We start from the raw sequence: 23831 nt of genomic DNA, 5'->3' as shown, positions 1-23831 counted from the left end.
ATTTATCAACATTCATTTACGAGCGATAGAAATCTAGATATGATGTCACGCACCTTGTCTGGCTACAGGGATTTTATTATTTGTTTTACCTGTGCAAATAAATGAAACATGTTGTGAAGCAATGACTAAACAGCGAATTTGAGGAGAATGGTATGAGTTTTTTAATAAGTGATGCTATGGCTGCTGCGCCCACAACTCACGGGCAGGCTGATGGAACGTTTTCGCTGATCATGATTGTCGCTATTTTTGTGCTCTTTTATTTCATGTTAATAAGGCCACAAAATAAACGAGCCAAAGAACATCGTGAAATGATTAGTAAATTAAAAAAAGGGGATGAAATTATTACTTCTGGTGGTATTTTGGCGAAAGTTGTCAATATTGATGACCAATACGTTAAAGTTGCACTTGCTGAAAATGTTGAAATTAACATTCAGCGAAATGCCGTAAGCGCCATTTTGCCCAAGGGCACTCTTAAATCCCTTTAAGTTGAGTTAGGGACATACTATGCAGAATAAATACCCTCTGTGGAAAAATCTGATGCTGGTCATTATTGCGGTGATTGGCCTTGTTTACGCAATTCCTAATTTGTACAGCGAAGATCCTGCGGTGCAAATTTCTTCGCAATCTCCTGTGGATATGGAACAATTAAAACAGCAAGTGCAAACGACACTGGATGAAGCGAAAATCAAGTATGATTCACTTGTTATTTCTGGCGAAAGTTTGGAAGTGCGTTTTGCTTCAACGGATACGCAATTACTGGCTCGGGATGCAATTAAGAATGCATTAGGTTCAGATTATACGGTGGCTTTAAATCTTATGCCAACCACTCCTAGCTGGTTAAGTTCCATTAGGGCTGAACCGATGAAGCAAGGTTTGGATTTGCGTGGAGGGGTGCATTTTCTTCTTGAAGTGGATATCGATAGTGTCGTGAGTCGCCGTTATGAAGGTTTGATGAAAAATGTCGGCCAGGATTTGCGTGAAGCAGGTATCCGTTATGTGGGTATTCGCTATATTGCTGAAAAGGGAATTGATATTCGTTTTCGGGATGTTGCGACCATGGAAAGTGGTTTAAAAGAAATTAAGAGCAAATTTCCGAACTTGCTTATCACCCAATCCAATGCAACTTACTCCGTTTTAGCTGCCTTATCACCTGCAGAGCTCAATGAAATTCGTCAAAATACGATTGATCAAACCATGAGTATTTTACGAAATCGAGTCAATGAGTTAGGGGTAGGGGAAGCAGTAGTCCAGCAGCAGGGGGCAACACGGGTAGCCGTTGATTTACCAGGTATTCAGGACGCAGCAAGGGCCAAACAAATTTTGGGTGGAACAGCAACGTTGCAATTTTATTTGGTTGACCAAGAAAATGATGCACAACTGGCTAAGCAGACCGGGGTAATTCCTGTTAATAGTAAATTATATATGATGAATGGCCATCCTATCCTGTTGAAACGCCAGATTGTATTAAGTGGGGATTCTATTACCAGTGCGGTGTCCAGTTTTGATCAACAAACAGGTACACCTGCTGTGCAAGTCCAATTAGGCGGTGGTGGCGAAAGCTTATTCACTAAGATCACTCGCGAAAATATTGGCAAGCGTATGGCTATTGTATTTGTTGAAACCAAAACAAATACCTATACCGTGAATGGCGTTGAAAAGCGCGTGACGCAACGTGAGGAACGAGTTATTAGTGCCCCAGTCATTCAAAATGCCTTAGGTAATAATTTCCAAATTACAGGTCTTTCTGATAGTAAAGAAGCCAGTAATTTAGCATTACTACTACGTGCTGGAGCCTTGCCTGCGGCGATTTATCCAGTAGAAGAACGCACTGTGGGACCTTCCCTGGGTAAGGAGAATATTCGTCGAGGGTTAATATCCCTTGAGGTAGGTATGGGACTTATCTTGATCCTAATGCTCGTTTATTACCGTTTTTTCGGTTTGGTAGCTAACATAGCATTATTTTTAAACTTGATTTTGCTTAGTGCCCTCATGTCATTAATTGGCAATACCTTAACACTACCAGGCATTGCAGCATTTGTATTAACTGTGGGTATGGCGGTGGATGCAAACGTACTGATTTACGAAAGAATTCGTGAAGAATTGCGTAATGGCTTATCGCCGCAAGCTGCAATCCACGCGGGTTATGATCGCGCGTTTTCAACCATTGTGGATGCAAATGTCACGACACTTATTGTGGCTATTGTTCTTTTTGCGATCGGTAGTGGGCCTGTGCGTGGGTTTGCCGTAATTTTATCATTAGGTTTATTAACCTCGATGATCACCAGTATTACTTACACGCGTGCCATTGTGAATTGGTACTATGGCGGTCGTAATGTAAAAAAACTTTCGATTGGTATTTGAGACGAGGCTTAGATGGAATTTTTTAATCCAAATTCAAAGATAGACTTCATGGGTGCACGAAAGTGGACTGCTTTGTTGTCTGCGCTTATTTTTGTGGTATCCATTGGCGCCTTATTGATTAATGGCTTAAAGTGGGGCTTAGATTTTACCGGAGGCACCCAAATTGAGGTTTCTTATCCCCAAGCAGTAGACCTTGAAACCATTCGTAACAATTTGTATAAGGCTGGTTTTAAAGAAGCACAGGTGATTAGCTATGGGACATCAAAAGATGTCCTTATTAGTATTGCTCCTCGTGCTGACATTGATCAGACCGTGTTGGTGGATAAAGTAATGCAGCAATTGCCAGGAGCTACTAAACAACGTGTTGATTTTGTAGGTCCTCAAGTAGGTCAAGAGTTAGCGACCAAAGGGGCTTTAGCTGTTCTTGTTTCTTTACTTGCAACGATGATTTATATCGGCATGCGCTTTGAGTATCGTCTGGCAGTCAGTTCTGCGGTGGCCCTCATTCATGACCCTGTTTTAATTCTTGGGGTGTTTGCGATGTTTGGCATTGAGTTTGACTTAAAAGCGTTGGCAGGTTTGCTCGCCGTGATTGGTTATTCTCTAAATGACACCATTGTGGTTTTCGACCGGGTACGGGAAAATTTCGTTAAAATTCGTCGGACGCCATCTTTGGAAATTATGAATATTTCTATTAACCAAACGCTGTCACGAACAATTATGACCTCAATGCTCACCTTATTTGTGGTTGTTGCTTTGTTTATTTACGGGGGGGAGACGATTCGCGGTTTCTCCCTGGCATTAATCATAGGAATTGTTGTTGGAACTTACTCTTCCATTTATGTGGCAGGTGCCTTGGCTGTTGCAATGGGATTAGATAGAAAAGACTTTCTGCCTAGCCAACGAAGAGAGATTGACGACAGACCTTAATTACTAAACTTTATGCTGCAATTGGTTTCTGGATTGCATACAAATGCAGAATGCTGAATGAAATAAATTTTATAAGCCTCTGCTAAGAACCAGGTTGCAGCATTTATGGTTGAACAAACATGTCTCTTAGCAGGCCGTTTTTTGAAGGACTAGGAACAGGCGCTGGGGTTGCCTGGCCTTTATTTGGAATTTTATTTTCTTCACTCAGTCTGGGGGTCGGTGGGGCTTTTGCTCTAACATTAGGAAGTGTGAGCAGTGTTTTATTTCTTCTTATCAGCATTCCTATCTTCTATGTGTCCTATCAAAAATCGCAAGAGGAAGAAAAAAAGATAAATGATAAATTTTTAGGGCTTCTTGAAGAGTTAACTGGAAGGACAAAAAAAGCGATTGAAAAAGGGTATTTAGTCGCTAGTGAGGCGGATAAGGAATTAAGAGAGCTTCATGCCCTTAGTTTTAGAGGAAAACAAGAGGAATTTGTGATTGCTTATTTCAAGGCGCTCGCTGCAATAAATAATAATATCTACCACCCTGACTTGGAAAGAAATAAGAGAATTACCCTCACGATCAATACTTTTATTAGTTTTATAAAAATAAAAAGTAAACAATCAATGCCTCTGGGTACACTAGCATACCAAGCCTTTCTGGGATTTGTAGGTGCTTTTGGCTCAGTAGCAGGATGCAGTGCCGGACTTATGGGGTTGCTTGGCGGTTTAGGAATCATCTCTGGGTTTTCAGCAGTTCCTGTATTAGGAATTGCGGTATTAATTTTGGCCGTTGGGTGTGGCATATACTCAGCATTAACAGCTGTTGACGCACTTTTAGAAAAAAACAGTAAAAAAGAGTTATGTAAAAAAATAAAAACGCTTAACAGTGCTTTTAGAGATTATGAATTTATAAAAAATAATGAAATAAAATGGAGGATGGAAGAGCCTCCTGTGAGCAGTCCTCGACAAACAAATCGTATTGTTATAAATCCTGCAAGGACTAATGATGGTATATTCAGCAACCGGGATGAATCTGATTCTCAAAAGGAGAGTATTCCGGAAGACAATAGTGAAGTTGAACAAAATCAGGTGATATTCTATTAGTTTAACAACGCAAAAAGTTTCCGCACGTCGTCTTGAAAGCGACATGTCATTTGAAGGAGCTCATGAATGTGGATAGCGTTTGCTTGCAGGAGATCAACTATGTCTAAAAATATTTTTTTAACAAAGTTGATCCCCTGGATGTGGCAAAGAACTTTCCCTGTAAGTTCTTTGCGGGGAGTACAAAAATCAGTTCAATAAAGCATCGATTTTTGCAGCACAGATAAAGTCATTATGTGATAAACCGTTTAGAGCGTGTGTCATAAAACGCACATGGCAGTAGTTATAACCGACTTCAAGATCAGGATGATGATTTTCAATATTAGCAATCCAGGCAATTGCATTCACAAAGGCCATTGTTTCATAAAAATTAGCAAACTTAAAAGAGCGCTTAATTTCTTTATTGCCGCTTTGTACCTGCCAATGAGTATCAAGCTGTGGCATTAAATGTTTTATTTGTTCAGCTGTGAGTGCTTGGCCAATGCCTTCGCATGATTCGCAGTGTTTTTGACTTAAATCAGTTTTCATGGGTACTCTCCGCTAATTTTGAGCTAAACATTGTGCTAATTTATCAAGAAAACGTGTATTTTGGATAGAAGTTCCAATGGTGATGCGCAAATGATGGGGTAATTGATAAGAGGCTAAGGGTCGCACAATCACGCCTTCTTTTAGCAAGTTTTGATAGACTACTGATGCGTTTATATCGCAGTGAAGCGTAATGAAATTACAGCGGGATGGCAAATAATTTAATTTTAATGCATCAAATCCTCGTTGTAATTGTTGCATGCCTTGTTCATTAAGGGCGATTGTTCTAGCAATAAACTCTTCATCATCGATGGCTGCATTTGCTGCCTCAAGTGCAGCCTGATTAACTGCAAAAGGGGGTTGTACACGTAGAAGCAATTCCGTGATTTCTGGACTGGCAATTGCGTAGCCTAATCGTAATCCCGCAAGACCATACGCTTTTGAAAAAGTACGGGTAATAATTAAATTTGGATATTGTTGCAACCAATAAAGACTAGTGCGATCGTCCTTATCATAAGCATACTCATGGTAGGCTTCATCTAAAACGACGATAGTAGTGCTTGGCACATTATCCAGTAGATGTTTAATGTTGTCAGGTTCAATAAAAAGGCCAGTTGGGTTATTTGGATTGGCCAAAAATATTACTGCAGTATTATTTAATTGACTTGCCTTAACCAGGGCATCAATGTCCACTTGCCAATTTGGGCATAAAGGAATTTTTTGGACAGGTATGCCTAGGGTTTGGGCTTGAATTTCATAAGAAATAAAGGCATGTTCATGTGTCAGCATTTGCTTACCTGTGTGGAGGGCAAACGTGGTTAAAATTAATGAAAACAGCAGATCCGATCCATTGCTTAGCGTCAGCATATCTTCGTCAATGCCCAATTGTTTACATAACCGAAACCGCAATGGATGATTCATAGGGGAAGGGTAGGTTGCCAATTGTAGCCCAGAAAGTTTAGCCAATGCCTCTTTCGCTTTAATACTACAACCTAATGGATTTTCATTACTGGCTAGTTTAATAATGTCTGATAATCCTTGCTCCCGCGCTAATTCTTCAGCTGCTTTTCCTGGAATATAAGGACGTAATGTTTGAATACCTGGGTGAGGTAAAAGATGATAGTCGCAAGACAACGGACTCTCCTTAGAACCGAAAGCTTTCGATATTACCGAAGAGCGACTGAAAAGTGAATGCTTAGGCTTGCATTCGCTTGTCTATTCCGGCTAATCTATGCGTGCAAGTAACCTCGGATAAAAATGGATTATGGAAAATTCTCAAGGTTTTTCTCTAACTGAGCTACTAATAACGTTAGTGCTCGTAACTAGTATTTCTTTAACACTTCTACATCAGAACGCGCAAATAAATCAAATGCTGCGGTATGCACTACAGCGTTCGTTTGCCATCAGACTATTGGACAATAATGCAGAGCGGGTTTTGCAAGGCTTACCGCTTACAGAGATCCCTCAACCGTTCACCCTGAAAATGATTTCAATCCCTCAGGGAAAAATTCTGCAACTGACGTGGGGATTTAAATTGCCGGGTAGGGGTTGCTGTCAATTACAACGAAAATTATTTCATTCATGAGAAAGCATGGTGGTTTAGGTTTGATTGAAATGATGCTGAGCCTCTTTCTTACTAGCGTTTTGTTAGGGGCATTGATGGGGCATTATTTAATCGTGAAACAACAATATTATAGGGCGCAGGATTTGTTGGAGCAGGCTTTGGAACTTGATTGGGTAGATGATTTAATCAGAGAAAGTGTACAGCGGGCAGGATTTACACCTTGTATAGGTTTAAGTTGGTTAAAAACTATAGATAGTCGCAACGGCAAAAAGCTTAAAGCTATTGAGGTGCGACACCCACAATCTTTAATGACTTATCGTATGAATGAGCTTTTTAATTCCGTATTGCGCTACGATAAAAAATCAGTGACTATTGGTGGAAATTCTTCTTATAAAAGAAAGCAGGCAGTTCTTATTGCTGATTGTTTCCATGCTGAAGTAAAAGAAATTGCAGCAATTCAACACCATAAGGACGGACAAACTATTGGATTAAAAACATCTTTATTATTTAACTATATGGAGCCAATTTATTTGGGGGAGTGGGTGGAGGAGCATTTCTTCATCCATAAAAATAATTCCGGGAAAAATGCGTTGTATTACCAACGCGAGCATGCCGAAGAATTAACGCCAGCCATCAATAACTTATCGGCCACAATTCATTTGCGGCAAAGAATAATGACGCAAATCCTGCTTACGCTAACGAGTGGTGAGACTGTAGAAATTGAAGCAGCAGCACGAGCATCCTAAACATCAAGAGGGGATGATTTTATTAGTTACGCTTCTCATTTTATCGCTGTTGTCCCTTTTTATTGTATCAGGACTGCAAACGGTGTTTTTATATTACCAGAGCGCAAATCAGCGCGCTGTAAAAAAAGAAGCGTTCCATGATTTAGAGTTTAATGCCCAACAGTTAGTAGATATGCATTTGATAGGACAAAGGCGTTGTCTTGTATCAGGACAGGACGTGAATAAAATAATTCAGCAGGTAAGAATAAAAGGCTGTGTCCTTAAAGATAAAACAAATAAGTATCGTTATCTTATCGAAGAATTAGAACAGTATCCCTGTTTACAAACATTTAAAAAGAAGAAACGGTACAGTACGAAACATTGGCGGATTAACCTTCTCACCGCGGCTCCCAATGAACTTTTTTTACAGATAAGAATTGCTCATGCTATCCCATTAATTACCTGTCCAATAGAGAAGGTAAACTATATTCCGCAAGGGGTACTCAGTTGGCGATATCTGACGGAGTTTAAATAACATGGCTTCATTAAATGTCAATGTCTTGCGAAAAGATATTTATTTCATTATCCACATAGCGAGCAATAATCAACGTGTATTCAGGCACTTCAAGCCAGGTCGTCGTATCTTCTGTTAAGGGTTCAGAGGCAATAATAATACTGGATTTTACATTACTTCCTTTCATCTTATATTCATTATCATAAAAACCATAGCTTTCGCCATAGGTATACCATAAAGAATGATAATCCAGATGCGCTGCTGACTGGGATTCAGAAAACCAGCCATAATCCAATACAAAACGGGTGGCAGCAATAAATTCACCATTTGAAATAAAAAGATTAACGGGAGAATTGGTATTAATATCCCTTTTAGCGCGTACGCGTTGGAGAATTTTTAACGTTTCTACTATTGCTTTAGTAATGTCTTCTGTTTCGTAACTACCCAGAGGATTTTCAAGCTGTGATAAAAAAACCGCATAAATCCATTCGCTATCGGTAGTTCCTGTAATGTATTTCCAGTAGTCTTGTTTGATAAATTCCAATAAATCATAACGCATGAGTGAAAAATCACTTAACGAACCGTTATGTGCTAAAGCCACATTGGATTGTGGGAAGACAAAAGGGTGCACATTTTGATTCGAGATAATTTGCCTCTCGTGATAGGAAACACCCCGCAAATGAGCAAGAAGACAATGGGGAGAAATTTTTGAAGCTAAATTTTTTAAATTTTCATCATAAAAAGGTAATTGAGGTGTTTTATAAAGATGCGGAAATTTAGGATTATGTGAAGAGGGATCCCAGGCGGCAAGACCAAACCCTGCCAAATTTAACAAATGTGACATATATTTGGGATGATAGCTTTGTTTTATAAAAGAATTATCAGGTTTATAAAGCAGTTCTTCTACCAAGATAGGCATACCTAGATAAGATAATATTCTGCACATAATGTTTACCTGTTATAAGTTTCAATATGAAGCCTGATATCCAACTTATCGATGGATTTTTCCAATGCTACCAAAGAAGCACAGATAAGGCTAAAAAGCTTATACCAAAGCTGTGGATGATTTTCTTGAAAGTGTTTAAGCGCTGTGTGGGGTATTTTTAGTAAAAGCGCTTGTTCACAGGTTAAAAAAGTAACAGTATAGGAGGAATCATTATCAATACAGGCAACGCCCGCAAAAAGGGTTTCAGGACCAATAACGGATAATTTTGCCTGTTTGTTATCATGTACAATACTGGATTGCACGGCACCTTTAATCACAATATAACAAATAGGCTGTTGTTTCCCTTGATAGATTAATTTGCAGTTTTTAGAGGCCTCTATCAACTCCATGTGTTTAAAAAGCTCTCGCAGTTCATCTTTGGAGAAAAAGGTCAGAGGAGGGATTTCCATAAGCTTTTCTTTATCATCCTCTTCAAGGGTAAGCGTTTTGGGTTGATTGAACGTGTAAGCAACTTTGCCAAAAAAAGACAAGCTTGCCATGTCAGAGTTAGTGATGTATTCGGTCACTTTGTCGTGCACGCGTTTTAAACGACCGCAAACCTGTAGCGAAAGAGTATCCAGGATTTTATAGTTTATTTCAGGATAATAGGCTGATAATAACTCAAAGTAAGTATCATCGATAAATAGGCATTTCACTTGCACGCTGGCAATTACGGAAGTTGGACAGGGTACTTTTTCAATAAAGCAAATTTCTCCAAAAAAAGATCCAGCACCCAATGTTTCAATATTGGTAACACCTTGCCCCATGACCCTTGCGGTAATAGTCACTTGGCCTTCAACGATGATATAAATGCCATTTGTTTGCTTTCCCTGCTTAAGGATAACTTCTCCAGGTAAAAAATTAACTATCTTACTGTGCCCTATCAGAATCTCTAGCTCCTGTTGGTTAAGATGTTGACCTAGTCTGCTCGCTTCCAGTTGGTTAAGCAGTGACTTAAGTTGATCAGTCGTAGTTTTCCCTAAAAGCACACTATCCATCACTATGTCCCCTCACATCTGGTTTTATTGTCAACTGCTGAAAATAATAGTAACGAGCGGCTAAAAATAATTAACCTTATTAAAAACATAGTACATTTTGGCGGTTAAGTTTAATTATCCTTAAGGATTAGACTTATTTTCTATAAATAGGCGATGGATAAAATAGGCTATAGAGAGACAATAAAGATAAATATGGGTATGATCTTGCCCAAGATTGGGTATGGAAAAACTGAAAAATGGATGTTACTCAGGAAATTAAACAGGGCAATATAAAACAAATTATGGCCTGGGCACTGTATGATTTCGCCAATTCTTCTTATTTCGTTGTCATATTCACGTTTGTTTTCGCAACCTATTTTACAAATGAAATTGCAGATAATGTCATTAAGGGAACGGCATTGTGGGGCTATACTATTTCTGCTTCCGCATTTTTTGTAGCAATTACCAGCCCATTCGCTGGGGCGATAGCAGACTATGGCGGACATCATAAAGGATGGCTATTTTTTTATACTTATCTGGCTGTCATTGCCATCGCCTGTTTATGGTTTGCCTACCCCGGTGAAACATCAATTCCACTTGCGTTGACTGGCATTTTTTTCAGCAGCTTTGCCTTGGAGGTCGGTGCTGTTTTTTATAACGCTTTCCTTATAAAGTTGGCGCCTGTGGCTTACCTTGGCCGAATTTCAGGTTGGGCTTGGGGATGTGGTTATTTAGGAGGGCTTTTATGTTTGATTGTTGCCTTGTATGTTTGCGTTGATGGTTTTATTGGCCGTTGGCTTGGTACCCAGGATAGTGCCAATGTGCGCTCAGTAACATTATTGGTGGCAATGTGGCTGGTTATTTTTAGTTTACCCTTGTTTTTAATGGTCAAACAACAACCCGGAAAGAAACTCACTATTGGAAAGGCCATAAAAAAAGGAGGGACGGAGTTAAAGGGCACCTTAAGAGGTTTGTTGTTACAAAAAGATTTATTATTGTTTTTAATTGCCCGTATTATTTATATTGATGGCCTTGATGCCTTGCTGGCATTGGGTGGAATTTATGCTGCTGGAACTTTTAAGCTAAGCTTAAGCGACGTTATGATTTTTGGCATTATTATTAATATTACGGCGGGTATTGGTGCCGCAATATTTGCTTGGTGTGATGATTGGATAGGTTCAAAGAAAACAATTTTAATTGCATTAGCATGTTTGCTTAGCGTTTATTGTTTTTTACTGTTTGTAACAAAGGCTGCTTTGTTTTGGGTGTTTGCGCCAGCAATTGGTATTTTTGTAGGGCCTATACAAGCAGCAAGCCGTACCCTTTTGGCGCGTTTGGCCAAGCCCGAGGAAATTACACAAATGTTTGGTTTATATAATCTTTCCGGTAAGGCAACCAGTTTTTTAGGGCCGTTTGCTGTAGGTGTTATGGCTGAATTTGCCAATAGCCAGCGAGCAGGGATGGCTATGCTCATTCCTTTTTTTATTGTTGGAGGAATTTTATTGACGTTCGTTAGAGAACAAAGCCCTTAGGTATAAAGATTGCGGTTTATAAACAATCCTCAACATAATACACTTCAGGCGCTTGACCTGCATAGATTCGCGTAATTTTTTTGCCATCGGTTTCAAAACGAATTGCTCTTTCCTGTGGCTGTTTTACTACAAATGTCAAGTAATGTCCTTTCTCTTCATAGCGATGCTTTTCTACTGCTAATTTATCACTGTATAAGGCCTGAACTTTAGCTTCTGAATCACCGATATGAGTCCCTTTTGAGGTGTAAATTTTGGGCGAGCTAATACTGATTCGTACAACTTTATCATTGGAAATCATAAGTAAAACATGTTTTACCCCTTTTAACGTTTCAGTATAACAACGTTCACTTTCATAGGCATCTGGTTTATTTCCAGACAATTGTAATCCTTTAATTTTTGCAACCTCTTTCAGCTCCATTCCTATTTTTATAGGTCCCAGACCGTCTGGTGATAATTTCCATTGATTTACAGTAAGTGCCAAAGCGGTGTTAACGATACCAACCACTAAGAATAGTAAGCTGAGTCTACTTTTTACATTCATGACTTTCCAGAAAGCTAAGGGCTAAAATTTTCTATTAGACCATCAATTTTTTTCAGTGACAATCCATTAAATGATTAGAAATGGAGCTTAAAAACTATGGAGTCGACTCGGAAACGTATTTTTTCATTTAAGCTGTTGGAGACAATCAAATAATAATCTTTTCCATCTTGAAAACTCTGGCAGGCAGTACCTCCTAAAGTCATAAATTGAATTTCTTCTTCGAACTGGTTACCGGCCCAGCGATAAACACTAGCTTTCTGTTTGATTTTCGGTCGTTCACGGGTACCAGTAATAAAGTTAATTCTAAATAAATAGAATTCACTATCTACATTCATGACATGGATATTTCTGCAACCTGCTCCTGGTAGAGTTTGAAGAGGCTCATAGCGCTTTCCATTCCAAAAATAAATTTCACTTTCGTATAAAAGATTTGCCACCGCAATACAGGGTGTTTTATTTAACATAAAAAATTTTATTTGCCGACCGCCGCCATTTTTTGCAAAGGCTTGAAACGGAAAAAGCTGTTTGTTTTTCCATTCATAAATGACAGAATTTACACTATTATCAGCCAGACTGACAAATAGTCGATTATCAATACAAGCGCTGTCGATATTATATCCCCATAGACCTGGCAAGGCTTGATAAGCTTCAAATGCATGGCCATTCCAACGATACATATGAGAATTCGCTTCTATGATTTTAGAGGGGCTTAAACTTACCCCTTCTGAGAGAAGTAAGAAGCATTCTTCATCATTTTCAAAAAAATGACAGCCTTTCGCTGCAAAACTTGGCAGTTTTTGTAACAATGTAAACTTATTATCTACCCATTCATAAACAGCCGAGTCAGTATACATATTAAAATCTGGATCTTGCCCTGAGCGAATATTGGCAACAGCAATAAGCGGTTTCTCATCAAGAGAGAAAAAATGTACATCTTCTGAGCCATGGGAAGGAAGGCTCTGAAACAATTTAAACTGCGTTTCTTGCCATCGATAAATCAATACCTGAGTATCACTGTTCCCACCGTTCATATTGGCAGGTTTGTGTGGGATATCTTCTGCAAGCTGTGGGATAGCCAAGTAAAGTGTTCCGTCCACTTTAAAAAGTTCTATCCCTCTAGCGCCTGAGGTAAATAAGCGCTGATACTCTTCCAGATGCATCAGGAGTTCCTAATTTCTGGTGAATGTGCAGGATAGGTAGAAATCCCGGTTGGAAAACCGTGGGTGACACCAGGAATATCCATCTGTTGAAATTGCCATTTCTTTGCCATTGCTTCTCCAGCTAACCAGAACCCTACGGTATTTGACAGCATTTCCTTCGTATTTCCCGTCGAAAACTTAAGTCGTCTAATAAAATGATCGATTTGAGAAGCCCGTGTGCATTCATAATCCCCTGGGATGGGGGGGCGATAAGGAATATCGATATCCTGAATATGCGAAAAAGCAGCCTCTGTTACAATAGGCCGCGCATAAATGCTACCCCACACTCGATTGGCAAGAAAATCAAAAGAATCTTCAGAAAGTGATGTGCTTCCAACCTCTTCTGGTAGCGGTGCATAGGGGACAATAATAATTCGCCTTGAATCCATCTTGGCACATGTAATCAATTGAACAGCTTGGTAAAGCCAGTTTGAACCTGCGGTCATACCGGCTCCATAATTTGTTCCTGCTAGATTATGTAACAAGATTTTAGCCGACTCCCAATGAATTTCGCGGTGATTTAGAGCCGCATAAACATCGCTTAGACTCTTTTGTCCAATCAGGGCAAAGGTGGCAATCATAATTGTGTTAAAGGAAATGGGATAGTGCTCGGAGTTAATTTCTAAAAAATGGTTTATTAGATGTTGTGGACAAAAATCGTGTTTTTTTTTACGAACGCCCAACAAGTAATTTCCTGCCAAAGAACAAGCATAATCGAACATATTTTTTATGATGACTTCTTTGCCTGCCCAAACAGGACAAGCTAATTGGGTTAGCCAATGATTTTCTATGGGAGCTGAGTTTACTTCCTTAACAGCACGAAGATGTTCAATCATGGGGTCAATATGAGTTTCCCAGCAAGGGTCATTACATTTCTGTAGCGCACCAAGATAAGCAATTGCTGGGCCCACATGGGAGAGGCTGGTCATTTCATAAAATCCACTATTGGGGGCTGCTCGATATTCAGCAGAACTAATAAGTTCATGTCCTTTTTCACCACTGTAGACATAGATGCCTAACGAATTGGCAATGACTAAAGGTCCTTTTTTCTGCGAATCAGAACTTTGCGCAAGTTTTTTTGCTAAATCTTCAGCGATAGAGCGATGCCCGGCAGGATAATTCGCATGGGCATGGCCTGTAAAATCAAAAAATAAATCATTAAACGGCTTGGGTGTGATGTAACCTGACATCTTATTCTCCGACTGCTCCACCATCCTTGGGTAATACAATGTCGCAAGAGGGCTGGATAAATTGTTTAATCACGTGGTTAACAAGTCCGGACTGTGTAGCAAATACAAAATGTCCAATATCATTTATTTCGCATAATTGGGCATTTGGAATCGTTTTTCGCAAAAATAAAGCTGTGTCAGAAGGCACTTCATGATCCATTGTGCTGCTTATTATGAGTGTTGGTACGGAAATATTAGCCATTAGCGAACGATCATCGTCATAGGCAATATGATTGAAAAAAGCTTTAATCGTCTCTTTGCCGGCCTGCGCCGCCATACTGCCATACCAGGCTTTTAATTGATCAAGGTGCTGCCCACATGCTTCATTCAGTGCGGATTGACTTAAAATAGCCCATATATCCTCCAGTGAATTTGCGGCATCAATTTGGCGAATACATTCGTGAAGGATTACTTCATCAAAAGCCCCATTCCAATCTTCACGCTTCATAAAGCATGGGGAACCATTAATTACTATTAGCTGGCTAAGTTTATCTGGGTGTTGGGCCGCAAACCGTAATACCCCATGGCCAGCCGATGCAAAACCTACGATAACAGGTTGATTTAACTGTAAATGGTCCAGCACTGCCAAAATGTCTGCCAAGTATAAGTCGGTAACATTGTCACAAGGTTTGGGAAGTTTCGATGAGCGTCCGTAACCACGTAAATCAAAAACAATATTTCGACAGTCCTTGTCAAAATACTGTAACTGGGGTAACCAGGATTCTGACTGCAATGGTAAACCATGGATCCAAAGGACATTTTGTGTGCCCTGACCACTAACGGAGTAAAATAAGTGTCCCTCTTCACGCGGAATAATCCCGGAATCAACTGGCGTGAAGGAGCCCTTAGTCATGTAATAATTCCGCTTGCGTGGATGAATTTTGGTAGTTTTTATACGCTTGACGAATTAACTCAAATTGTTCCATCCCTGTCTCATTTTTTGCTGCAGACCAAATTTCATGTTTGCCCAAATCGCAATCGCTACTCGTTTGAGGTCCGGAGGAAATATAACTTAAACTGGTTTCAACAGGACATAAACAAGTAGCTTCTATTGTTTTGCTACCATTGACGATTTTCGTTGCAACATCACATCGCACCCCAAAGCAATTTGCCCAGGGCGTGGGTTTTTTATTAGTGCATTGAGTATGTGGAACTGCTAAATCATTGCTGGAAGGGGCCATTGCAAGTGAAAAATTGGAGGTGACTTGTTTGAGTGTTTCATCCGCATAAGCCGGCTTTACATCGGTATAAGGTTGGGCAGAAAGCGAGATAGACTGCCAATTTTTAGAGTCTACCCCGTAGATTGGGCACTGACATACCGCCATTTTATCATTTGACCCTTCTAGCTTACAACGCGCCTGAGCACATAAAGCATAAGGCATACTAGTAATGACATAAGAGGTTGTGGAACCTGTTTTATACGAACACTGCTCACTGTCCTCTATTTTTTTACAGTCTATCTTCTCTATTTTTGCGGTGTTTGCAAAAGCACTAAAATTAAAAATGAACAAAACAACAAGAAAAATAAGCCGATATGAAGTAAGCATGTTCCTTTCCTTGGATAATATGGTGCAGGGGCATAAGCAACTAGTAGTATAATCTCTCATTAATGCTTACGCCAGTTTTACGGAGCTTCAAAACTCTTAGCGCGCAGGACGAAATTTTTATATGTCATTGCGGACAAAGTGAAGCAATCCAGGCAGATTTTTGGTCAAAGCTCGAACTGGATTGCTTCGCTGACGCTCGCAACGACATGAGTCTAAATTTTGTCCTATGCAGGGCTCAAAACTACCGTGACTTATATCTATAAGGAATGTAGCTCGGAGTCCAGATATGTTTTCGAATACATTTTTCAATGTCTTCGTCAGTTAAACCCTCTGCTAAATTGGAATTAACAGCTTCCTTAGCCACTGCAAAGGCAACCTGATAGGAGACTTCACGCACTTCAGTCAACGGTGGTAACAAATTCCCATGAGGATCATGTCGGGCTGGTGAACAGGCAGCTAGCGCTTTTGCGGCAGCCATAAACATTTTATCGGTGACTTGCTTTGCTTTTACAGAGACAAGACCAAGTCCCATCCCTGGGAAAATGTAGACGTTATTGGTCTGATCAACGCGAAACATTTTTCCATCTTTTACAATTGTTCCAAATGGACTTCCTGTTCCAATCACCGCACGATTATTAGTCCATAACATTAAGTCAGTGGGAATTGCTTCACTGTGGGTAATTGGATTTGACAAAGGCATGATAATTGGTTTTTCCACATGAGAGGCCATTTCTCGGATCAAGTCTTCGGTAAATAAACCCGCTTGGCCAGAAACGCCAACTAAAGCATTCGGATGCAGGTTTTTAATCACATCTTTCAGACTAATAATCCCTTCGTGTTCGCATTGCCAATTAGCAACAAGCGGTTTGGGTTTTAACAATTTTTGTTGAAATGGTAATAGGTTTTTCATGCCTTCAACCAATAAACCATTGCGATCAACCATATAAATTCTGTCGCGAGCCTCTTTCTCTGAAAGGCCATCTTCCATCATTGCATGGATGATAAGTTCGGCGATGCCGCAACCGGCTGAACCAGCTCCAACAATAACAATATGTTGATCTTTTAACTGAATACCAGTCACTTGTACTGCTGAAAAGAGGGTGCCTGTGGCAATGGCGGCAGTACCTTGCACATCATCGTTGAAAGTACAAAGCTCCCCTCGATAACGCTCTAATAAGCGTGTTGCATTTTGTAATGCAAAATCTTCCCATTGTAATAAAACGTGCGGAAAACGTTTTTTTAATGCTTTGATAAACGCCTCAATAAAATCGTCGTATTCTTGGCCGCGTATACGTTCATGTCTCCAGCCGATATATAAAGGATCTTTTCTAAGTTCATCATTATTGGTTCCTGTGTCCAGTAAAATGGGCAAGGTGGCGGAAGGATGGATTCCGGAACACGCACAATATAAGGCAAGCTTACCAATAGGTATGCCCATTCCCCCCGCTCCCTGATCGCCTAAGCCTAAAATACGCTCTCCATCAGAAACAACGATGGCTTTTACTTGATCAAAACGGGGGTTCTCAAGAATTTTATCAATACGATCACGGTAGGGGTAAGCAATGAAGACTCCTCGTGGACGACGATAAATGTGACTGAAATTTAAACAGGCATCTCCTACTACTGGTGTGTAGACAATAGGCATAATTTCAGTAATATGTTCACAAAGTAAGCTGTAGTACAAGGTTTCATTGGAGTCTTGTAAGTCACGCAAATAGATGTATTTTTCCAAGTCCGTTGCTTTATTTTTAAAAGCAGCATAAGAGCGGTTTCTTTGCTCGACAATATTACTTTCCTCTGGAGGAAGTAGCCCAAATAGTCTGAATTCTGCTCGTTCTTCGTTGGTAAAACTAGTGCCTTTATTAAGAATGGGATTGGAAATCAAAGAGTAGTCTTTAACATTTACTTCAAGATAAGCTTGGCCGTTTTCATCCAGTTTGCGCGTGTAATCCATCGTTTTCTCTCCTTGATATACTGCAGTCTTGATTTACTACAGTATAGTATGATTCAGAAATATAAAGCATTTTTATAGAGTCTAGCCAGTAATGGGATAGCTCTAAGCCGTCAGATTAGCTATAGTGATGTAAAAAGCTTTTTAGCCCAGGATTGTAGGTAATGATTCGAGAACGTTTAGCAGCGTTTCAATATTGGCCTCATGTGGTAACCATAATGATTATTGTTCTGGCATACGCTGGCTATCGTTATTTTGCCTATTATTTTACCTGGTCAGACGATGCTTATGTTTCAGCACATGTGGTGAACATGGCATCTTTGGTGGATGGGCCTATCAGCGATATTTATGTCATTGAGAACCAGAGCGTCAAGAAGGGGCAAAAATTAATAGAGATAGACCCGAGACCCTATAAATATGCTATGGAAAAGGCATTGGCAGAATGGAATATTGCCAAAATCAATTACGAAAATAACAAATTGGCTATTATCATTGCCCAAGAGAAGCTACAACAGAGCAAATCGTTTCTGGCGTTAAGTCAGGATCATTTCCAACGATATCGGAAACTGTTAAAAGAAAGTGCTTTACCGGAGATTCAGGTCATTAATGTTGAAGCCAAAATTAAAGAGCAAGAAGCAATGGTCTTGGCTGGGGCGCAGCAACTGCGCATTGCTGAGCAAAACTTCGATAACAATGCCGTTTTAGCCGCCAAGGCAAAGTATGATAAAGCCCGCTATTTATATGAGCATACGACTGTGTTAGCTCCTGCAGATGGTTATATTACCAACTTTAATTTACGGCGAGGCCAATATATCAAAGTGGGTGAAGGTTTGTTTGCATTGGTTGAAACAAAACGCTGGTGGGTTGAGACCCGTTATCGAGAAACGGCTATTCGCTTAATTAAACCTGGGGATAAGGCAAAAATTAAAATTGACATGTATCCAGGCAAAGTTTTTCACGGTCATGTGAAAAGTATTGGCTGGGGAATTAATCGTGTTCAGTCAGGGGCTGTTGCACCATCAACATTGCTGTACATGGAAGCAACCGAAGATTGGATTAAAATTGCACAACGCTTTCCCGTAAGAATCTACATAGACGATGTAACCCCACAATACCCTTTAAGAATTGGTGCGAGTGCGACCACAATAACTTATCCAACGGAGAAGTAAGATTTTCACTGCAATCACATCCAATACCATCGAAAATAGAGCGGCATTACGCACAGCTATTGCAGCGGTTAGTGCGATACTGATTGCATTTGCACTTCATTTGGAGAAGCCTTATTGGTCTGGCATGACCGTAGTTATTGTCGCCAATCTTTATGTGGGTAGTATCATTGATAAAGCAATATTGCGTATTGTGGGTACAATCATTGGTGTATGGCTGGGATTTATTTTGGCGCGCATGGTCGCAGACAGCCTTTTTCTCTATTTACTGGTTAATTTATTACTAATTACAGTCGCTGTTTATTATTATAATTTCAGTACCTATGCTTATGCCTATCTTTTGGGGGCATTAGGGGCATTCATTGTTATTGCTCAACTAGCGATAAGTCCTGAAGAAGTTTTTAATGTAGCCATTTGGCGGCCGATTGAGATTGGCCTTGGCGTTTTGGTTTCTGCAGCTGCCGCTTTATGCTTGTTTCCAAATAATATTCACGACAACATTCAAAAAAATGTATCGGAAATTTTTGATTCTCTAGAGCAGCTTTTTGAACAGTTAAAACATTCGCTTTTGGCACAACAAGACATCTCTTTTGCTGGAATTGCCGAGAGTAATTTGGCTCTTAAAAAAAAATTAAAAAAAACCACAGAAATGTTGGGTTTTATGCGGCGCGAGTTGGGTATCACCAAAGAAAAAATTGATCAACTTCGTGTATTATTGGATCTATTTTATGACTTAACACGGGCTATTACTTATTTTGCAACGTCCTGTGAAATAAAAAGGCAAGAAGAATTAAGCACTTTTTTAACAGCGATTGATAATGTTTTTACTGCCATTTGTCAGGACTTGGAATGTTTAAAAAAGGCGTTTTTTACAGAAAAAGTAGTCGCAAAAAAAATGCTGCATACAGAGAATGCCATAGAGATTCTGAATGGAATGATTGAAAAGGAGTCTTTGGAGACGTCTACAAGGGTTTGTATTGATTTAATGACTTTGCTCCATCAAATCAATACGATACTTATCAGCTTGGATGATATTTTAATTAATCACCAACCTCCAGTTCACCAAAAAGCAGTTATCAATAAACAACAACAATTAAGTAGTGATCCCGATGTGATTAAACACAGCATTAAGGCGGGGTTGGCAGCGGTACTTGCTTTAGGGTTTTGGCTGGTAAGCAATTGGCCAGGTGGTTTAAATGGCATTATTAGCAGTGTTGTTATTTCAATCCGCAAAGACTTGTTTGAAATGAAAAATATCAGTTTCCATCGGTTTTTGGGATGTCTTTTAGGCGGGAGTGTCGCGTTATTTCCCTTAGGCTTTTTTTTCCTAAATTTGTATGCATTTATTCTTCTTGTTTTTTTTGCTGTTTGGGCGTTTAGCTATTTTTCCTTTAAATACACCTCTTATGCTTATATCGGTTTGCAAGCCAATATTGCTTTAGTAATTTGCTTGGCTCAAGCTGGGGGTCCACCTACTGAGTTGTGGCCTCCACTCGAACGATTTGGAGGTATTCTTATTGGTATAGCTGCCAGTTTTATTGTAGGCAATCTTTTATGGCGTGCCCATCCACTGTCGTTGCTTGAGCGAAATATTAAAAAAATTTATGGATATCTAATTCATAACATGAGAGTCTTTCTTTCAGGCCAAGGAAATCCTTATGATTTAACTCATTTTTTTTGGCTAACTCGTGGGTTAATGGAGTCATTAGAAGGAGAGCATTTCAGTTTAAGAAAACAAAAACGTTTTCAAGATGCGAAAAAACATTTCATTCAGTTAACGTTGATTCAAGCGACATTAAGTTACATCTCTCGTGGTATCAATTTAGAAAAGGTTCATCACCTAGCTGAAACGGCAAGCATTGATGTTTCTTTGATTGAACAAGCATTACTAAAACTTTATAAAGAAGAACAACAGAGTAAGCGAATAGAAATTCAACAAAAAATTACTACTTTTTATGAAGAAACAAACCTTGAACGTTTTGAGCAGCAACGTACCTCCCGACAAGCAATCAACTTTCTAAGCTATTTAAAGACATTAAAACGATTGGCAATATTGCGAGATGATTTGTAGTTTAGAGATGAACTGAATTTTTATAGATATACCTTATAAAGGATATATTCACTTTTATACCCTGGATGGGTTAAAACTTAAAAAATTTAATAAGTAATTATCCTGTAACTGCTCGTTTTAGAACAAAAAAACCTGCTATCCCGGAAATTAAAGAGCCGCAAACCACCCCGATTTTTACCATGGGAATTAAGTTTAAATTATTGTAATAAGCGAGTGAGCCGATGAATAAACTCATGGTAAAGCCCACACCACAAATTAAGGCTATACCGTAGAGGTGTGTGAAATTAATTTTATCCCGTCGTAAAAGTTGTTTAAATTTAACAAAATAGGCTAGCGGTAAAAATACCCCAACTTGTTTGCCAATAAATAAACCCAAGGCTGTCCCTAAGACAATGGGATGAACAAACATAGAGGGATTAAGACCAATAAAAGTAACGCCTGCATTGGCAAAAGCAAAAAGGGGTAGAATAAAAAAGACAACCCACGGGTGAAGACTGTCTTCAAGACGGCTAAGCATGGATTTCTTTTCTATATCAGGAATAGCCAGGGCCAGGATGATTCCTGTCAGGGTAGCATGAACTCCGGATTTAAGCACCGCAATCCATAAGGCAATGCCAAAAAACATAAAGACAGACACACGACGGCAGTTAAAATAGTTTAACGCCCCCAAAATGAAGGCGAATAATAGTGCTAATGACAAAGAAAAGAGCGAAAGCTTTTGCGTATAGAAAAGGGCAATGATCACAATAGCGGCAATGTCATCAAAAATAGCAATGGCAGTCAGCAGAATTTTTAAAGAAAGGGGCACACGGGAACCCAAAAGTGAGATAATACCTAGTGTAAAAGCAATATCTGTGGCAGTGGGTATCGCCCAACCGTGTAAAAATACTGTATCGTGTCTGTTAAACGCGACAAAAATCAAGGCAGGAAAAACCAAACCACTTAAGGCTGTAATAGCCGGTACTAAAAGATTGGTTTTGCTGCTTAGAATACCGCGTTTGATCTCGCGTTTAATTTCAAGACCGATTAACAGGAAATAAATAGCCATTAATCCATCGTTAATCCACAAAAGTAAGGGCTTTTTAATGTTGAAATTACCGATCGTAACACTGGCAGGAATGGTTAAAAAATGGTCATATACAGTGCGATAGGGTGAGTTAGCTACGATAATTGCTAACACGGCAGCAAGAAATAAAAGAAGACCTCCAATCGTTTCAAGGTTATAAAAAGAATCGGATTTATTCATTAACTTTAATGTTTAATAAAAAATTCAGTGTACACTCTAAGGGGATGTATTCTCAACTTTAATATTCCATGCAACGGGAAGATTATAAGCGACGTTAGTGATACTGGGTTTTTGAGTGTCGCGCCGTCATTTAAACATAGTGCATAATTCATCGATGCTTTTTGGAAAACGCTTCAGTTTCTTGCAAGGCATCTTTAATAGAGTTAATTTTTGCCTGCCTCTTTGTTTCAGAGAAAACGCCGGTTCCGGTGGCCAGTAATTTACCAATGACAAAGAGTAACCCTATTCCTGTTGCAGATATTGCTATATTTGCTAAGAGAGGCTTTACTGGTATGCGATGATTCCCCATGATGACCTGGGTAACTTCCCTCATTAACAACAAAAGCTTTGCGATACTCGGTTTATTTTTTCTCTTGATTCAAGAAGCTCTTTTTCAATTGATATTGATTATGCCCGCAAGAGTTTTAGGTTAAATTTGGTGAGACTGACAAATCCTATTGCACTGAAGCAAAAGACAGGAATCGCAAGGCTCAATGGTCCTGGTATTAGTTGAGCGACCAGAATGCCAATTAAACCTGCCAAACCAAATTGACAGGAACCTAATAAAGCAGTAGCAATCCCGGCTTGCTGTTCAAAATCCTTTAATGCAAGCGCTGCTGCCGAACCCATACACGTACCAATCCCTACCGTTAGGCAAAGCATGGGGAGCATAAATGTTAAAACACTGGATTGATGCAAGTTAAAAATTATCATGAAAAAACAGGCAAGTAGCATCAATACTAACCCCCAAAAGACAATTTTTTCCAATGGATAAGAATAAGTGAGACGTGCTGCAATCATGTTGGAAAAACAAACCGTCACTGCGTTCAGACCAAAAAAAAGGCCGTATGTTGTTGGTGACAGGTGAAGTTTTGTGATTAGAATTTCCGGTGATAAAGCACAGAATAAATACAAACCCAATAAAGAGGAAGCAGCAATAAGCGTATACTTGCGAAAATCAGGATTAACTATCATTTTTCTGATAGTTTTGTATAAATTTGCTTTTGATTGATTGGCCTTAGGATAATTGTAGTCAGGGATATAGCGAAATACGACAATACTCATCAAAAATCCGAGCAAGGTTAAAAAATAAAATTCACTATGCCAATCCTGGGTTAAATCAAGCAATAATCCACCTATTATGGGAGCAGCGCTCGCTATTATCGAATTAGTGCCATTTAGCATGCTAAACAGTCGAGCACAGGCCGTGGTTGAAAAATTATCCCTGACTATAATGAAAGACAACAAATAAGTACCGCAGGCTCCAGCGGCCTGAATGACTCGTGCGATGATCAATGTTGGGACAGAAGGAGCCAGCGATGAAAGAAGGGAACCTGCAAAAAAAAGAATTGCGGTGCCAAGGGCAACACGTCTGCGACCAAAACGATCTGCTAACGGACCTACTAGCAACTGACCGATCGCGACTGTGAGCATAAACATATAAAGACTAGCTTGCATGGTTCTATTTGTGGTATTAAAAAAATGACTCATTTCCGGAATAGCAGGCACAAAAACATCCATCGCAAAAGAAATGCTGATAATTAACGGGAACAAGCGAACAAGACTTTGCTTTTCTGTCCAGCGAATGGCGTTCAATGGAAAGATCCTATGTTAGTATTGATACAAAAAGGACTTAATTATAAC

23 protein-coding genes are annotated in these 23831 nt (G+C 39.5%); 10 read left to right on the top strand and 13 right to left on the bottom strand.

What is annotated here, in order from left to right; translation table 11 throughout:
- Positions 1-152 precede the first annotated feature (152 nt).
- From yajC to Ljam_RS05975, 4 genes are all read left to right on the top strand, one after another.
- The gene (gene yajC / locus Ljam_RS05990) at positions 153-485 is read left to right on the top strand and encodes a preprotein translocase subunit YajC (RefSeq protein ID WP_058449219.1); all 333 of its coding nucleotides are present in this window, start codon (positions 153-155) and stop codon (positions 483-485) included.
- 19 nt (positions 486-504) lie between these two features.
- Positions 505-2361: a protein translocase subunit SecD gene (gene secD, locus Ljam_RS05985; protein ID WP_058449218.1), complete on the top strand. Its 1857-nt coding sequence runs from the start codon at positions 505-507 to the stop codon at positions 2359-2361.
- Positions 2362-2373: 12 nt separating this feature from the next.
- Positions 2374-3291 carry a protein translocase subunit SecF gene (gene secF / locus Ljam_RS05980; RefSeq protein ID WP_058449217.1) on the top strand — a complete coding sequence of 306 codons (918 nt, stop codon included), beginning with the start codon at positions 2374-2376 and terminating at the stop codon, positions 3289-3291.
- A 248-nt stretch (positions 3292-3539) separates the two neighbouring features.
- On the top strand, positions 3540-4379 hold the full coding sequence (locus tag Ljam_RS05975) for a hypothetical protein (RefSeq protein ID WP_131762436.1): 840 nt from the start codon (positions 3540-3542) through the stop codon (positions 4377-4379).
- Positions 4380-4565: 186 nt separating this feature from the next.
- Here Ljam_RS05975 and Ljam_RS05970 read toward each other — a convergent pair whose 3' ends face one another.
- Together Ljam_RS05970 and hisC are read right to left on the bottom strand one after the other, a co-directional pair.
- The gene (locus tag Ljam_RS05970) at positions 4566-4904 is read right to left on the bottom strand and encodes a 4a-hydroxytetrahydrobiopterin dehydratase (protein WP_058449215.1); all 339 of its coding nucleotides are present in this window, start codon (positions 4902-4904) and stop codon (positions 4566-4568) included.
- Positions 4905-4916: 12 nt separating this feature from the next.
- Entirely contained in the window at positions 4917-6035 is a 1119-nt protein-coding gene (gene hisC, locus Ljam_RS05965) for a histidinol-phosphate transaminase (protein WP_058449214.1), read from the bottom strand.
- A 130-nt stretch (positions 6036-6165) separates the two neighbouring features.
- Here hisC and Ljam_RS05960 point away from each other — a divergent pair, with 130 nt between their 5' ends.
- From Ljam_RS05960 to Ljam_RS05950, 3 genes are read left to right on the top strand one after another with little or no spacing between them, the layout of a single operon-like run.
- A complete protein-coding gene (locus tag Ljam_RS05960; protein WP_058449213.1) occupies positions 6166-6486 on the top strand; it encodes a type IV pilus modification PilV family protein in 321 nt (106 codons plus the stop codon).
- Positions 6483-7211, top strand: a complete 729-nt coding sequence (locus Ljam_RS05955) for a PulJ/GspJ family protein (protein ID WP_058449212.1) — start codon at positions 6483-6485, stop codon at positions 7209-7211. Before Ljam_RS05960 ends, Ljam_RS05955 begins: the two co-directional genes overlap by 4 nt.
- 13 nt (positions 7212-7224) lie before the next feature.
- On the top strand, positions 7225-7725 hold the full coding sequence (locus Ljam_RS05950; RefSeq protein WP_058449211.1) for a hypothetical protein: 501 nt from the start codon (positions 7225-7227) through the stop codon (positions 7723-7725).
- 10 nt (positions 7726-7735) lie between these two features.
- Here the strand turns inward: Ljam_RS05950 and Ljam_RS05945 are convergent, their stop codons facing one another.
- Positions 7736-8650 carry a class II glutamine amidotransferase gene (locus Ljam_RS05945; protein ID WP_058449210.1) on the bottom strand — a complete coding sequence of 305 codons (915 nt, stop codon included), beginning with the start codon at positions 8648-8650 and terminating at the stop codon, positions 7736-7738.
- Between the two features lie 5 nt (positions 8651-8655).
- Positions 8656-9687, bottom strand: coding sequence for a cyclic nucleotide-binding domain-containing protein (locus Ljam_RS05940; protein WP_058449209.1), 1032 nt, complete (start codon positions 9685-9687; stop codon positions 8656-8658).
- A gap of 236 nt (positions 9688-9923) precedes the next feature.
- Between Ljam_RS05940 and Ljam_RS05935 the strand changes: the two genes are divergently transcribed.
- Complete coding sequence (locus Ljam_RS05935) at positions 9924-11198, top strand: MFS transporter (RefSeq protein ID WP_058449208.1); 1275 nt, start codon at positions 9924-9926, stop codon at positions 11196-11198.
- Positions 11199-11214: 16 nt separating this feature from the next.
- On the opposite strand, the gene Ljam_RS05930 is transcribed toward Ljam_RS05935, so the two are convergent.
- The 6 genes from Ljam_RS05930 to Ljam_RS05905 all read right to left on the bottom strand — a co-directional run bounded on the left by Ljam_RS05930 (position 11215) and on the right by Ljam_RS05905 (position 17668).
- Positions 11215-11739, bottom strand: coding sequence for a hypothetical protein (locus Ljam_RS05930; protein WP_058449207.1), 525 nt, complete (start codon positions 11737-11739; stop codon positions 11215-11217).
- A gap of 74 nt (positions 11740-11813) precedes the next feature.
- Positions 11814-12899 carry a hypothetical protein gene (locus tag Ljam_RS05925; RefSeq protein WP_058449206.1) on the bottom strand — a complete coding sequence of 362 codons (1086 nt, stop codon included), beginning with the start codon at positions 12897-12899 and terminating at the stop codon, positions 11814-11816.
- Complete coding sequence (locus Ljam_RS05920) at positions 12899-14128, bottom strand: DUF5624 domain-containing protein (protein ID WP_058449205.1); 1230 nt, start codon at positions 14126-14128, stop codon at positions 12899-12901. The genes Ljam_RS05925 and Ljam_RS05920 overlap by 1 nt, the downstream gene beginning before the upstream one ends.
- Position 14129: 1 nt before the next feature.
- Positions 14130-15020: an alpha/beta fold hydrolase gene (locus Ljam_RS05915; RefSeq protein WP_058449204.1), complete on the bottom strand. Its 891-nt coding sequence runs from the start codon at positions 15018-15020 to the stop codon at positions 14130-14132.
- Complete coding sequence (locus tag Ljam_RS05910) at positions 15013-15714, bottom strand: hypothetical protein (RefSeq protein WP_058449203.1); 702 nt, start codon at positions 15712-15714, stop codon at positions 15013-15015. Before Ljam_RS05910 ends, Ljam_RS05915 begins: the two co-directional genes overlap by 8 nt.
- Positions 15715-15955: 241 nt before the next feature.
- On the bottom strand, positions 15956-17668 hold the full coding sequence (locus Ljam_RS05905) for an NAD-dependent malic enzyme (RefSeq protein WP_058449202.1): 1713 nt from the start codon (positions 17666-17668) through the stop codon (positions 15956-15958).
- A 161-nt stretch (positions 17669-17829) separates the two neighbouring features.
- On the opposite strand from Ljam_RS05905, the gene Ljam_RS05900 reads away from it, so the two are divergent.
- The gene (locus Ljam_RS05900) at positions 17830-18834 is read left to right on the top strand and encodes an HlyD family secretion protein (protein WP_058449201.1); all 1005 of its coding nucleotides are present in this window, start codon (positions 17830-17832) and stop codon (positions 18832-18834) included.
- On the top strand, positions 18818-20902 hold the full coding sequence (locus tag Ljam_RS05895; RefSeq protein ID WP_082651584.1) for an FUSC family protein: 2085 nt from the start codon (positions 18818-18820) through the stop codon (positions 20900-20902). The genes Ljam_RS05900 and Ljam_RS05895 overlap by 17 nt, the downstream gene beginning before the upstream one ends.
- Positions 20903-20999: 97 nt before the next feature.
- Here the strand turns inward: Ljam_RS05895 and nhaA are convergent, their stop codons facing one another.
- The 3 genes from nhaA to Ljam_RS05880 all read right to left on the bottom strand — a co-directional run bounded on the left by nhaA (position 21000) and on the right by Ljam_RS05880 (position 23783).
- Positions 21000-22148 (bottom strand): Na+/H+ antiporter NhaA, encoded by a 1149-nt coding sequence (gene nhaA, locus Ljam_RS05890; RefSeq protein WP_058449199.1) that lies wholly within the window; start codon positions 22146-22148, stop codon positions 21000-21002.
- Positions 22149-22296: 148 nt separating this feature from the next.
- Entirely contained in the window at positions 22297-22521 is a 225-nt protein-coding gene (locus tag Ljam_RS05885) for a hypothetical protein (protein WP_131762434.1), read from the bottom strand.
- A 74-nt stretch (positions 22522-22595) separates the two neighbouring features.
- Positions 22596-23783, bottom strand: a complete 1188-nt coding sequence (locus tag Ljam_RS05880; RefSeq protein WP_058449197.1) for a multidrug effflux MFS transporter — start codon at positions 23781-23783, stop codon at positions 22596-22598.
- Positions 23784-23831: the final 48 nt, after the last annotated feature.

The organism is Legionella jamestowniensis (genome assembly GCF_001467745.1).
In the GTDB taxonomy this organism is placed as follows: domain Bacteria; phylum Pseudomonadota; class Gammaproteobacteria; order Legionellales; family Legionellaceae; genus Tatlockia; species Tatlockia jamestowniensis.
Note: the sequence above shows the minus strand (reverse complement) of the source record. Positions and strands in the feature narration are given on the sequence as shown.